Below are 12,207 nucleotides of genomic sequence, written 5' to 3' on the forward strand. Positions count from 1 at the left end.
GCCGGCTATTTCTTCATTGCAAAACAGTAATACTATTGCCTACGACTTGATTGATTCGTCATGCTGCTTTTGAATTCCATCAAATAAAATATACAGATAAGAGGTCTCAACATGCTGGATATGAATAACGAAGAGAAACATATTGCCAACTATCTCAAAGGCAAATACCCCAACAAGGTCAAATCCCTCTTCAATGCCATTTTAAAAAATGAAAAAACCAAAACCCTTGAAGTTGGTTGCGGTTTCGGATCTTCAGCCGTATTTTTCGCCCTGAAAGGGAAGAAAGTGACAGCCACCGACCTGTCGGAAACCAACGTCAGCCAGACCAAAGCCCTCTCAGACAGGCACAATGCCGGGGTCCGCAGCCTTCCTCTTGATGCAACCAAGCCGCTGAATGAAAAATTCGATATCGTATATTCATTCGATATGTATGAGCACCTGCCCTACGATTTGCAGGAAGCCCACCTCAAGGCAGTATATGAAATGCTGGAAAGCGGCGGAACATTTTACGTTCGCGCTCCTCATCTTCACAACATCCGCCAGCATATTCCGGAACACATTGGCCTGCCCACCTACTCCAGCATTTCCGAGCTGGGATCTAAAGTCGGATTCAAGGTAGCACCCTTTTTCGGGCATACCAGATTCACCACCTCAATGGTTCCTTATGTCGCCGTTGAAAAAGCCATTGAAAAAATCAGCACCCCGGAAACAAGGTACCAGATGCTGAAAAAAGTCGGCATGGCCAACGTGGTTGTGAAACTATCCAAAGGATAAAAAACAAGCTTTTATTGCGTTGCAAACCATTGTTATCGCTGATGGTTAACAATAATTTGAAGCAAGAATAGACGATTATAATTATTTTTATCTTTATAATTGCGAGCGAATGCAGTTTTGCATAGAAACTTCTTCACACAACGCAATCAAGTGCTGCTTAACGCCTTGATTCTGTATGCGGAGCCGTAGTTAAGCTGGTTATAACGCCGGCCTGTCACGCCGGAGGCCGCGAGTTCGAGTCTCGTCGGCTCCGCCACTTTTCGCGGAGAAGCCATCAATCGTAAGATTGGTGGCTTTTTCTGTTTTGATGTATCGAACACAAAAGATCAGGGCCTGCTCTTGGACACAAGTTTGATAAAACATAACGACTAAGGAAGAACCATGTCGAGCAACATAGAAATTAAAGCCCATGTTAGTGCCCCAGAAAACTTAATGCAAAAAGTAAAGCAGCTATGCGGTCATCACGATGATCTGCTATTACAAAAAGACATCTTTTACAGACTACAATCTTATCGCATTAAGCTTAGAAATGTTAACGGAACCTCCGAACTGATCATATACAAGAGAGACAATTCAACAGAGCCAAAACAATCCAGCTATCTACGTATCCCAATAGCTTTTCCCGAATATACACACAAAATACTAAACGCTATCTTGGGGACAAGAGGAATCATCGAAAAGAAAAGAACCCTTTTCTTTTACGAAAACACAAGAATACATGTGGATGAAGTCCAAAAGCTTGGGAATTTTTTAGAATTCGAAGTAGTCTTGAATAACAACGAAACAGCGTCAGAAGGTATTGCGATTGCTAACGAGTTAATGAGGTGCCTCGAAATAAAACACGAAGACCTCGTTGCAGAGTCCTACATAGACCTTTTGGAAAGCATTTCTTGAAAAGCAGCGTAATCGCTGTACACATTTATATTGCCTCCGCCTCCTCTCTACGATACTTTTACCCCCGGTCAGCAGTTCACCAAGGCGCCGTCGCCCCATTCGGGGAGCTAAACCTGCTACTCATTTATCCCGTTCGACACTTATCCCGTGCCGAGTCGGAAGGACGGCCACTGACAATCCCTTTTTCATGCGATGGGCACGAAAGTAAGGATAAACCATGTCTCGAACACAACTCCCCCTTGTCATCAATGATGTGTCCGCATTGTCGCGCAACCTCCGCAGACAGCTGGAAAATGCAGAGCGCATACCCAGCCATGTGGAGATGCTCAATCTGCTGGCAAAAGCCGGAGGTTACAAAAACTTCCAGCACCTCAAAGCCGAGCAGGAAACACCTCAAAAAAATGATACTGTCACAATCGACCTTAAACGGGTTCAGAAGGCAACCCGTTACTTTGACCTGAACGGACAACTCTCCCGCTGGCCCAAAAAGTACAATCAGCGCGTTCTCTGCCTATGGGTTCTCTGGTCCCGGTTGCCGGCTCGCCAAACTATGACGGAGCTTGAAATTGACGAACAGTTGATTCTGGCGCACTCATTTTGCGATCATGCCATGCTCCGACGTTGGCTGGTGGATGAAAATCTGGTTTCGCGCACTGCTGACGGATGCGAATATAAACGGTTTGAATCCCGCCCCCCGCTTGAAGCTGTGGAGCTGATCAAACAGATCAACCAATAAAAAAAGGGTGCCGACTTAAGTCCGGCACCCTTTCTTTATTTGAAGCAGAGATAATGACTGTTGAAACCATCTTCGGGGATATCATTCACCTCAACCCTGCTGAATCCGGCATCATAGCACATGGAGACCGCCTTTTCCCGTCCCCACATCATGCCCAAACCGGTGCCGCCGCCCATCAGCCCCACAGGCATGCAGTGCATCAGGCTTACCGTATAAAGGAACGATCCCATAGGGTGCTCAATATTTTCGCTGACTGAAGAACCGGCCTTGATATCGATCATGGAAAAGACTCCACCGGACCTTAGCATCTTGTGTATATTTCGTAGAGCCTCAAAAGGACGGGTCTGGTCATGGATGGAATCAAAGGCGGTGATGTAGTCGAACTGCTGTGGCTCAACCTTATCCCCGGCAGCATCCTGAAGCTGGAAAGAAAGATTATTCAGTCCCAGTTCAGCAACCCGCTTGCGAGCATTATTCAGGGATTCTTCAGAAATATCTGTGCCCGTAAATTGTGAATTAGGGAAAGCCTGCGCCATGACCTCAAGAGCCACACCTTCAGCGCAACCTATGTCGCAGACAGAAATTCCTTCTTCCAAACGACGGACCATCTCACCGTCCATGACTGAGGGCAGGAAAGTCTGCACCAGCACATCACGATGCTTGGCATCTGCCAGTTGCTCCATGAAAGAATAAAATTTTGGGTAGCGTTCATAAGAAATTCCTGCACCGCTCTGCATACCCTCAAGCACACCTTCCCTTGCACAATCAGTAAGCAGGGGTATTTCCTGCGTGTATACGCCAAGATTTGAATTACCTCCCGAACGGCAGAGAAAGGAAACATACTCTCCGGGTAATTCAAAAAGCTCCTGCCCCTGCTTATCAACGCGGACCTCTACAATTTCCCCACAGACCATGACTCCCAGCCATTCACGCAGATAACGTTCACTGACTCCGGCCTCAGCGGCAATATCCGCACAGCAGGCAGGGGCACCCATACCTGACAAAGCCTCGAAAAGACCTGACTCATAGCCAATTCCCATGGCCAGATTTAGGGCACCGTAATTCAGGATATCGCACATTTTTTTACTAAAAATTTCAGTTTTATTACTCATATGGAATTCTCCGCAGGAATTTATAATTGTATTTTTTTTATGATCTTTGGAATAAAAAACAACTTCTTGCAACAGCGTTCACCCAACAGGAATTACCTCCACTCGCGGCGAGGGTTCTTGTTTGCATATTATGCAAAATAAGTTACTAATATAGATTGAACCCTAATATACGAAAAAATTGTTTAACGAGGTCATGAATGAACATGCCTACAGATTTTGCCCCTGCCGAAAGAGCTCCATTGTCGGAGATTCGTGAACTGGCAGAAAATATACAAAAAAATCCCATAATCGCAGCCTTCCATGCCCTGCCGACCCCGCTTCTTGTGATCAACTCATGCCGTCAGGCTGTATTCTGCAACTCTGTATTCCAATCAATGGCCAAAAGCGAAAATGCACACGAGACCGTAGGTCTCCGTCCGGGAGAAGCACTGGGCTGCATTCACGCCCACACCAATGACGGAGGCTGCGGAACAAGCAAATTCTGTAGGGATTGCGGAGCTGCTGCCGCCATAATTAAATCTCTTGAAGGAACAGCACACACAGAAGAATGCCGTATATTAGTACATACTCCGGATTTTAATGAGTCACTGGATCTTCAGGTCTTCACCTCGCCTTTTAAATACGAGGATAATGATCTTGTAATCTTTACGGTACTGGATATCAGCCACGAAAAAAGAAGAAAGAACCTTGAACACTTGTTCTTCCATGATGTCTTGAATCTTGCCACTGGGCTGCGTTACGCCTCGCAAATGCTTTGCCGAAGCTCAACGTCAGACTACATCCACAAGCAATGTGTCAAAATGGATAACACCATCTCCCAACTGACGGAAGAGATCCAAGCCCAAAGAGACGTTACCAGAGCAGAAGAAGGCAGCTTGAAAATTTCCCTTAAACCCACATCAAGCAAAGGGACGCTGAGAAAAGTATGGGGAATGTACAGCAGCCATCCACTCTGTGTTGACCGCCAGATATCCATATCTGAAGATTTTGATGACTTCTATTTTAATACGGATTCAACCATTCTGGTCAGAACTTTGGGTAATATGGTCAAAAATGCCCTTGAAGCCTCGGAACCTGGAGAAACGATTACTATCGGCTGTCAGAAACAGGATGATTATGTTCGGTTCTGGGGCCATAACATTCTTTTCATTCCAGAAAAAAACCAAAGACAAATTTTCAAACGTTCCTTTTCTACAAAAGGAGACGGAAGAGGTCTGGGAACCTACAGCATGAAACTGCTGGTGGAAAAATATCTCAAGGGAAAAGTATGGTTTGAATCCACGCCGGAAACAGGCACCATTTTTTCCATCTCACTTCCTGATAATCAGGAACAAAAATCGGAGCAGCCATGATTGAAATTTTGGAAATTGCACCCAAGGTACTGGCCCTTAAAATCAACGGCAAAATCCACGAAGAAGACATGCAGCGGATGATTGCAGTATGCGAGAAAAAAATGGAGAGCGAGGAAAGGATCGCCGTCTATGTAGAAGTAGTTGAAATGGGGGGAATTTCTTTCAATGCCCTTGTGGAGGACCTCAAATTCGCCCTGCCAAACCTGAAACGATTCTCCAAAAAAGCAGTCGTATCGGAAAGCAAGTGGCATGAACCGCTGATCAAGATCGGAGACAAGCTGTTTCCCTCAATCGAAGTCCGTCATTATACCCCAAAACAAAAAGAAGAAGCGATCGAATGGGTAAAAGAATAACTTTTTGCAACTTTTTTTAAAAATTTTGTTGACAACTGAACCGAGTCTCTTTAGTACTGTTCTCTCACTGAGGGCGGATAGCTCAGTTGGGAGAGCATCGGCCTTACAAGCCGAGGGTCACAGGTTCGAGCCCTGTTCCGCCTACCACCTCAGATATTTAAACGTTGCTTAACACGTTTAATATATAGCGGAGCCGTAGTTAAGCTGGTTATAACGCCGGCCTGTCACGCCGGAGGCCGCGAGTTCGAGTCTCGTCGGCTCCGCCACTTTTCGCGGAGAAGCCATCAATCGTAAGATTGGTGGCTTTTTCTTTTTTTGACAACTTGAAAAATAAACCAATAATAGCTACTCATCCCCTGAAACGATTAATCATAATGCTGGCAACATGCCTGCATCAAAGAAAACGCCCTGCTTAAAGGGAATAAAAAAGAGTTGAAAAACAATGGAAACATTACCAAATTGCCCGCAGTGTAATTCTGAATACGTATACTCCGACGGCACTTCCCTTATCTGTCCGGAATGCAGTCATGAATTTCAGCCTGAAGATGTTGCGGAAAAAGTTTATAAAGACTCAAACGGCAACGTCCTTGTTGACGGCGACACCGTCATCGTTATTCAGGACCTGAAAGTTAAAGGATCATCTTCTTCCATCAAGAAAGGAACCAAGGTCAAAAACATCAGATTAGTGGAACCTGAAGACGGAGTGCATGACATCTCCTGCAAGATTCCCGGATTCGGTGCAATGATGCTCAAAACATCAATTGTAAAAAAAGGCTGATCAGCAGTCTTAAGTATACTGTTTCATACCCCACGACTTTTCTGCAAAGGCTGTATCATTTGATGCAGCCTTTTTTCGTCTCCCTGAACACATATTCAATCCCTATTTGTCACTTTCCCTTTACATCACCATCAAGTTTATTGTTATATAATCCGATAGATAACTAACATAGGTTGTCGCACTGCAACTTATAATTATTCTATGTCGTTTTTGAATTTTATTCTGTCATCATCAGCACGGGAGGACTTCCATATGAACTTCAGAGACTGGAGCCTGAAAAACAAAATTATCATACCCACTTTCTGTGTGGTGGCCTTGATTCTTGCCACCAGTACGTGGATCATGACCGATCAGGCCAGAAGCCTTGCTGTTGAGCAGGCAAGTAAAGCCGCAGACACAGAAGCCAAAGGATATGGTAATGAAATTTCAGAAACACTTGGTAAAGCCCTGACTGTTACCAGAACCCTTGCCTCTATGTTTGAAGAGGGAGCTAACTACAAGATTATCCCTGACCGCGAATTCCTTGATTCCGTACTCATTCATACCCTGAAAAAGCATCCCGGACTTTCCGGGGCGTGGTGCACCTTTCCCGGCAAAAGCAGCTATGATGACCGGGAACAGGAATATATGGACAAATACAAAGGTGCATACCGCAACTGGTATTACCGGGACGGTGGGTCCATAGCTGCATCCTATGTCGGTGATGAAGACCTTTCCGGACAGGCATGGTTTGAGAAACCTATGTCCGGCAATGTGGAAACCCTCTCTGAACCTTATCCCTGGGAAGTGGACGGCAAAACATTCTGGCTCTGCTCCACCGGATATCCGGTAAAGAAAAAAGGACGCAACATCGGTATCGTTGGTGTTGATTTCTACCTTAATGATCTGCTGGAAACGGTCCTCCAAATCAAACCCTTCGAAACCGGTTACGCATACCTTGTCACCAACAAAGGAACCATCGTTGCCCATCCAGATTCCGAACTGCAAACCAAAAACATTCTTGAAAGGGTAAATAATAAACATAAGAACAACGTTGAGAATGCCATTACTAACGGCAGAGCATATTCTTACGTAGCTGAATCTGCCGCTGGCAACATGGAATACATAACCTATGCCCCCATCAAAGTAGGCAAGACATCCTTCCCATGGTCCATCGCACTGGTTATTCCCATGGATAAGGTAGAAGCACAGGCTAACGCCATTGCCCATAACAGCCTCATCGTCAGCGTGGTTGCAATTCTCATCCTGTTGGGAATTCTCTTCATTCTGGCCGGAGTAATCAGCAAGCCAATTCTTAAGACTGCCGACTACACTACCCATGTAGCTGAAGGAAATTTGGATGCCCCCCTGGATATCAACCAGAAAGATGAAATTGGACGCATGGCTGATTCTTTGCGGGATATGGTCGGAGAGCTCAAAAAGACCATTCTCAAGGCCGAAGATGAAACCCGCAAGGCGGAAGATGAATCTGCAAAGGCCCGCGAAGCAACAGCCGAGGCTGAAAAGGCCCGCGCCAAAGCGGACATGGCCAGAAGCGAAGGGCTGCACCACGCCGCAGATCGAGTCGAGCAGGTTCTGGAACGGGTTGTTTCTGCATCTGAACAGATGTCAGTACAATCCAATGAAATGCTGCAAGGCTCTGAAATCCAGAGTGACCGTATCGCTTCCACTGCAACAGCCATGGAAGAAATGAATGCCACCGTGCTGGAAATCGCCCGTAACGCCAGTGACGCAGCAGAAGCAAGCACTGAAGCGCAGGACAAAGCCAAAGACGGGGCATCTGTAGTTGATAAATCAAAAACTTCCCTGAACCAAACTGTAGCCGAGGTCAACAGCCTCAAAAACAACATGGAAGAACTGGGCAAGCAGGCTAAGGGCACTGAAACCATTGTCGGTGTAATTACCGATATTGCTGACCAGACCAACCTGCTGGCCCTTAACGCAGCTATTGAAGCTGCCCGTGCAGGCGAGGCAGGACGAGGTTTTGCGGTTGTTGCGGATGAAGTGCGCAAGCTGGCTGAAAAAACCATGACCGCCACCGGAGAGGTTTCCAATTCTATCAATGCCATTCAACGTGTTGCCGGAGAAAACATTCGCTCCATGGAAACGGTATACAAACGTATTGAAGAAGCAAATGAATTCTCAGAAAGCTCAGGTGGAGTGTTGAAGGAAATTGTAGGAGGAGCCGAGGAAAGCGCGATCCAGATTCAAAGCATTGCCACCGCTGCCGAGGAACAATCCGCGACTTCCGAGGAGATCAACAACTCTGTTGAGGAAATCAGCCGCATCACTGCTGAGACAGCCAATGGAGCACGTGAATTTGCTTTAGCCCTTGAGTCCCTTGCCGAACAGGTCTCTGAAATGAAAAATATTGTGGATGACCTTAAAGACGAATAAATAATAGCTGACATAAACAGACTAAAGGGCCGCATCGAATGATGCGGCCCTTTTTTTTAATTTTTATCCCTCCTCCCCTTTACTTTTCCATCAAGATTGACGAAGGGAGTTAAGCACTCTCTAAACAACTGTAATACCAAACAAAAACACGACAAACATGTCCGAAGTGCGCCTATTTTGTCGCAGCCAAAAGGGGATTTTATGAATTTCAAAAATTGGAGCTTAAAGACAAAAATTATACTACCCACTTTTTGTATTGTGGCCCTGATTCTGTCCGCAAGTACGTGGGTAATGACCAATCAAGCCAAAGAACTGGCCGTCAAGCAAGCCAGCAAAGCTGCCGACCATGTTGCCAGAGGATACGGTAATGAAATTGCCGAAACCATGAGTAAAGCCCTGACTGTTACCAGAACACTGGGCATCATGTTTGACGAAGGTGCCAACTATGAAGTTATACCGGACCGTGAGTACCTTGATTCAGTTCTGGTAGGAGTTCTCGACCGCCATCCCGGCCTTGCTGGATCTTGGTGCGCTTTTCCTCCCGACATTTATGACGGACGGGAAGATCAATACATGGACAAATACAACGGGGCTTACCGCAACTGGTATCACCGAGATGGCGGTCGCGTTGCCGAAGTTTTTGTAGGTGATAAAGACGTCTCCAATGTGGGCTGGTTCAAAAATCCCATGTCCGGAAATGTAGAAACAATTACCGAACCCTACCCATGGAAAATTGAAGGTAAAACATTCTGGCTCTGCTCTACCGGGATTCCGGTCAAAAAAAAGGGCAGAAACATCGGAGTTGTTGGAGTAGACTTTTACCTGAATGATCTTCAGGATACCGTCCTTGAAATCCGGCCCTTTGAGACCGGATATGCCTATCTGGTAACCAACAAAGGCAACATAGTGGCCCATCCGGATTCCGAGTTACAAGCAAAAAACCTCAGTGATATAATTGAAGGCAAAAACAGGCGCGAAATCGTGAATGCCATTGAAAACGGCAGGAATTATTCATACGTGTCTGAATCAGAAGCAGGGGAAAGACAATACATAACCTACGCCCCCATCAAAGTCGGGAAGACTTCTTATCCGTGGTCCATCGCACTGGTGATTCCCATGGACAAAGTGGAAGCACAGGCCAATGCCATTGCCCAAAACAGCCTGATCGTCAGCGGGATTTCCATTGTCATTCTGCTGGTAATCCTCTTTGTGCTGGCCGGACTGATCAGCAACCCCATCCTCAAGACCGCCGCCTACACCGGCAAAGTTGCCGAAGGTGAACTCGATGCCCCCCTCGACATCAGCCAGAAAGATGAAATCGGGCACATGGCCGATTCCCTGCGGGCCATGGTCGGGGAACTCAAAAAGACCATCCACAAAGCCGAAGATGAAACGCGCAAGGCCGAGGAAGAATCCGCAAAAGCACGCAAGGCAACTGCCGGAGCTGAAAAAGCCCGCGCCAAAGCGGACATGGCCAGAAGCGAAGGGTTGCACCACGCTGCTGACCGGGTAGAAATGGTCCTTGAAAAGGTTGTGTCCGCCTCTGAGCAGATGTCCGTGCAATCAAATGAACTGCTGGGAGGGGCTGAAATCCAGAGCGACCGTATCACTTCCACTGCTACTGCCATGGAAGAAATGAATGCCACCGTGTTGGAAATTGCCCGCAACGCAGCAGATGCAGCAGCAGAAAGTACCGAAGCTCAGGATCAAGCCAAAGACGGAGCCGAGGTTGTAGATAAATCTAAAAACGCATTGGACCAGACAGTATCCGAAGTCAACAACCTCAAGGGCAATATGGAAGAACTGGGTAAGCAGGCCAAAGGAACCGAAGCCATTGTCGGGGTAATCACCGACATTGCCGACCAGACCAACCTGCTGGCCCTAAACGCCGCCATTGAAGCTGCCCGCGCAGGTGAAGCCGGACGCGGATTCGCAGTTGTTGCGGACGAAGTGCGCAAGCTGGCTGAAAAAACCATGACCGCCACCGGGGAAGTCTCTAATTCCATCGGTGCCATCCAGCGCGTTGCCGGAGAAAATATCCGCTCCATGGAAACGGTTTACAAACATATTGAAGAAGCCAACAATTTCTCAGAAAACTCCGGTACTGTGTTACAGGAAATCGTAACCGGGGCTGAAGAAAGCGCGGTCCAGATTCAAAGCATTGCCACTGCCGCCGAAGAACAATCAGCCACTTCCGAAGAGATTAACAGTTCAATCGAAGAAATAAGCCGCATTACTTCAGAAACAACTAACAGTGCCCGTGAATTCGCCCTCGCACTGGAGTCTCTCGCCGAGCAGGTATCAGAAATGCAGAGCATTGTGGAAGACCTGAAAGCGGAATAAACAAATAAATACAATTATTAAACAAAACACCCGGAACAATTCTGTTCCGGGTGTTTTGTTTAATCCGATCAGGGAGTTCAAAGGAAATTATCCCCAGCAAATCAGCGCGCCTAATACTCTTCGTAATAAGCGGGATGCTGATCTTTGCGCCTGCCGTCCGGTCTATCCAGCCCGTTGAGGACGTCCATTTCCTCAGCAGTCAATTCAAAATCAAAGACGCTGATATTTTCCAGCTGCCGCGCCGGGGAGGTTGCCTTGGGAATGGGAACCGCTCCCAATTGTACGTGCCAACGCAGGATGACCTGAGCCACGCTTTTTCCGTGACTCTCGGCAATAGCCTTGATTACCGGTTCCTGCATGGCGGAATTATCTCGGCCCAGTGGACTCCATGACTGAGTGATAATCCCATGTTCATCATGCCAAGCGCGCTGCTCCTGCTGCGTAAAATATGGATGCAGCTCAATTTGATTCACTGCCGGAGCCACCCCGGTTTCATCAATTAACCGCTGCATGTGCTCAGGCAGGAAATTACTGCACCCGATGGAACGGACCAATCCCCTTTTACGGGCTTCGATCAAGGCCTGCCAAGCTTCCACATAAAGATCCTGACTGGGATTAGGCCAATGAACCAAATAGAAATCATAATAATCCAGCCCGGCCCGATAGAGCGACTCTTCCACGGAATAAAGGGCTTCGTTGTAGCGATGGCGCAATCCGGGAACCTTGGAGGTAACCAGCAGCTTTTCCCGGTCCACTCCGCTACGGCGGACAGCCTCCCCCATCGCTCCTTCGTTCTCATATTTAAAAGCGGAATCCAACAGACGGTATCCGGCCTGTATGGCATTAACCATGGTCTCAACGCCGGAGGAACCGTTCAGCTTGTAAGTTCCGAATCCCAAGGCGGGAATGCTCTTCCCGTCATTCATTTTCAGTTCGGGTATGGATATATCACTCATGGAATTCTCCCTCTATTATTCATTCAGACAAATTACGGACTCGGGCATCCAAAGGTAAATTTCAAGATCAATCCGCTTATCAAGACCGAAATCAACCCCTTCGCGCTCAAGCAGTTCACGCTGCCTTTCATACCCCTGTCCGGGTTTGAGGGAAATCAGCCCCTCACGATTGACCACCCGGTGCCATGGCAATCCTTCTTTTTGTGAGCAGGTATGCAGAATTCGCACAACCTGCCGCGCCGCACGGGAATTCCCTGCCAGAGCAGCGACCTTGCCGTAAGAGCAGACCTTACCTTTTGGAATGGCCCTGATGACTTCGATCACCTTTTCAGTAAAAATATGCTTACCCATTTTACCAGTTACCAGCCTTTTGAGATCAACGATCCATCCAATTAAAAACAAAATTTCTTTCTACGCAAGTTGTCATGTTATTATTTTCAGCTGAAATTTTTAAGAAAATCAAACAGCAATGAATAGCAATTTTTTACAAGACCGCCGGAAACAGGCAGGCT

Annotated in this window: 11 protein-coding genes and 3 tRNA genes; 11 read left to right on the forward strand and 3 right to left on the reverse strand. The window is 47.0% G+C overall.

Annotated features, from left to right (window positions below; all coding sequences use genetic code 11):
- Window positions 1-111 precede the first annotated feature (111 nt).
- The 4 genes from FMS18_RS10060 to FMS18_RS10075 all read left to right on the forward strand — a co-directional run bounded on the left by FMS18_RS10060 (window position 112) and on the right by FMS18_RS10075 (window position 2,404).
- The gene (locus FMS18_RS10060; RefSeq protein WP_163294076.1) at window positions 112-774 is read left to right on the forward strand and encodes a bifunctional 2-polyprenyl-6-hydroxyphenol methylase/3-demethylubiquinol 3-O-methyltransferase UbiG; all 663 of its coding nucleotides are present in this window, start codon (window positions 112-114) and stop codon (window positions 772-774) included.
- A gap of 179 nt (window positions 775-953) precedes the next feature.
- Window positions 954-1,030 (forward strand) — tRNA-Asp (locus FMS18_RS10065).
- Between the two features lie 125 nt (window positions 1,031-1,155).
- Window positions 1,156-1,668 (forward strand): class IV adenylate cyclase, encoded by a 513-nt coding sequence (locus FMS18_RS10070; RefSeq protein WP_163294078.1) that lies wholly within the window; start codon window positions 1,156-1,158, stop codon window positions 1,666-1,668.
- A gap of 217 nt (window positions 1,669-1,885) precedes the next feature.
- A complete protein-coding gene (locus tag FMS18_RS10075) occupies window positions 1,886-2,404 on the forward strand; it encodes a DUF2087 domain-containing protein (RefSeq protein ID WP_163294080.1) in 519 nt (172 codons plus the stop codon).
- Between the two features lie 35 nt (window positions 2,405-2,439).
- On the opposite strand, the gene FMS18_RS10080 is transcribed toward FMS18_RS10075, so the two are convergent.
- Window positions 2,440-3,516, reverse strand: coding sequence for a class I SAM-dependent methyltransferase (locus FMS18_RS10080; protein WP_163294082.1), 1,077 nt, complete (start codon window positions 3,514-3,516; stop codon window positions 2,440-2,442).
- Window positions 3,517-3,713: 197 nt separating this feature from the next.
- On the opposite strand from FMS18_RS10080, the gene FMS18_RS10085 reads away from it, so the two are divergent.
- From FMS18_RS10085 to FMS18_RS10115, 7 genes are all read left to right on the forward strand, one after another.
- Entirely contained in the window at window positions 3,714-4,868 is a 1,155-nt protein-coding gene (locus tag FMS18_RS10085; protein ID WP_163294084.1) for a HAMP domain-containing sensor histidine kinase, read from the forward strand.
- A complete protein-coding gene (locus tag FMS18_RS10090) occupies window positions 4,865-5,221 on the forward strand; it encodes an STAS/SEC14 domain-containing protein (RefSeq protein ID WP_163294086.1) in 357 nt (118 codons plus the stop codon). The genes FMS18_RS10085 and FMS18_RS10090 overlap by 4 nt, the downstream gene beginning before the upstream one ends.
- Window positions 5,222-5,292: 71 nt before the next feature.
- Window positions 5,293-5,368, forward strand: a tRNA-Val gene (locus tag FMS18_RS10095).
- A gap of 42 nt (window positions 5,369-5,410) precedes the next feature.
- A tRNA-Asp gene (locus FMS18_RS10100) sits at window positions 5,411-5,487 on the forward strand.
- A gap of 176 nt (window positions 5,488-5,663) precedes the next feature.
- The gene (locus tag FMS18_RS10105) at window positions 5,664-5,999 is read left to right on the forward strand and encodes a zinc ribbon domain-containing protein YjdM (protein ID WP_163294088.1); all 336 of its coding nucleotides are present in this window, start codon (window positions 5,664-5,666) and stop codon (window positions 5,997-5,999) included.
- 252 nt (window positions 6,000-6,251) lie between these two features.
- Window positions 6,252-8,396: a methyl-accepting chemotaxis protein gene (locus FMS18_RS10110; RefSeq protein WP_163294090.1), complete on the forward strand. Its 2,145-nt coding sequence runs from the start codon at window positions 6,252-6,254 to the stop codon at window positions 8,394-8,396.
- A gap of 201 nt (window positions 8,397-8,597) precedes the next feature.
- Complete coding sequence (locus FMS18_RS10115; RefSeq protein ID WP_163294092.1) at window positions 8,598-10,739, forward strand: methyl-accepting chemotaxis protein; 2,142 nt, start codon at window positions 8,598-8,600, stop codon at window positions 10,737-10,739.
- Window positions 10,740-10,849: 110 nt separating this feature from the next.
- On the opposite strand, the gene FMS18_RS10120 is transcribed toward FMS18_RS10115, so the two are convergent.
- Together FMS18_RS10120 and FMS18_RS10125 are read right to left on the reverse strand one after the other, a co-directional pair.
- Window positions 10,850-11,695, reverse strand: a complete 846-nt coding sequence (locus FMS18_RS10120; RefSeq protein ID WP_163294094.1) for an aldo/keto reductase — start codon at window positions 11,693-11,695, stop codon at window positions 10,850-10,852.
- A gap of 15 nt (window positions 11,696-11,710) precedes the next feature.
- Window positions 11,711-12,097, reverse strand: a complete 387-nt coding sequence (locus FMS18_RS10125; RefSeq protein WP_239061005.1) for an MGMT family protein — start codon at window positions 12,095-12,097, stop codon at window positions 11,711-11,713.
- Window positions 12,098-12,207 lie beyond the last annotated feature (110 nt).

It is taken from the genome of Desulfovibrio sp. JC022 (assembly GCF_010470665.1).
In the GTDB taxonomy this organism is placed as follows: Bacteria; Desulfobacterota; Desulfovibrionia; order Desulfovibrionales; family Desulfovibrionaceae; genus Maridesulfovibrio.

Bases quoted from the DNA above. Each gene is read 5' to 3' on its own strand.
- FMS18_RS10085 (WP_163294084.1), top strand. From the start codon at position 3,714: ATGAACATGCCTACAGATTTTGCCCCTGCCGAAAGAGCTCCATTGTCG.
- FMS18_RS10075 (WP_163294080.1), top strand. From the start codon at position 1,886: ATGTCTCGAACACAACTCCCCCTTGTCATCAATGATGTGTCCGCATTG.
- FMS18_RS10105 (WP_163294088.1), top strand. From the start codon at position 5,664: ATGGAAACATTACCAAATTGCCCGCAGTGTAATTCTGAATACGTATAC.
- FMS18_RS10120 (WP_163294094.1), bottom strand. From the start codon at position 11,695: ATGAGTGATATATCCATACCCGAACTGAAAATGAATGACGGGAAGAGC.
- FMS18_RS10060 (WP_163294076.1), top strand. From the start codon at position 112: ATGCTGGATATGAATAACGAAGAGAAACATATTGCCAACTATCTCAAA.
- FMS18_RS10080 (WP_163294082.1), bottom strand. From the start codon at position 3,516: ATGAGTAATAAAACTGAAATTTTTAGTAAAAAAATGTGCGATATCCTG.
- FMS18_RS10115 (WP_163294092.1), top strand. From the start codon at position 8,598: ATGAATTTCAAAAATTGGAGCTTAAAGACAAAAATTATACTACCCACT.
- FMS18_RS10110 (WP_163294090.1), top strand. From the start codon at position 6,252: ATGAACTTCAGAGACTGGAGCCTGAAAAACAAAATTATCATACCCACT.
- FMS18_RS10090 (WP_163294086.1), top strand. From the start codon at position 4,865: ATGATTGAAATTTTGGAAATTGCACCCAAGGTACTGGCCCTTAAAATC.
- FMS18_RS10070 (WP_163294078.1), top strand. From the start codon at position 1,156: ATGTCGAGCAACATAGAAATTAAAGCCCATGTTAGTGCCCCAGAAAAC.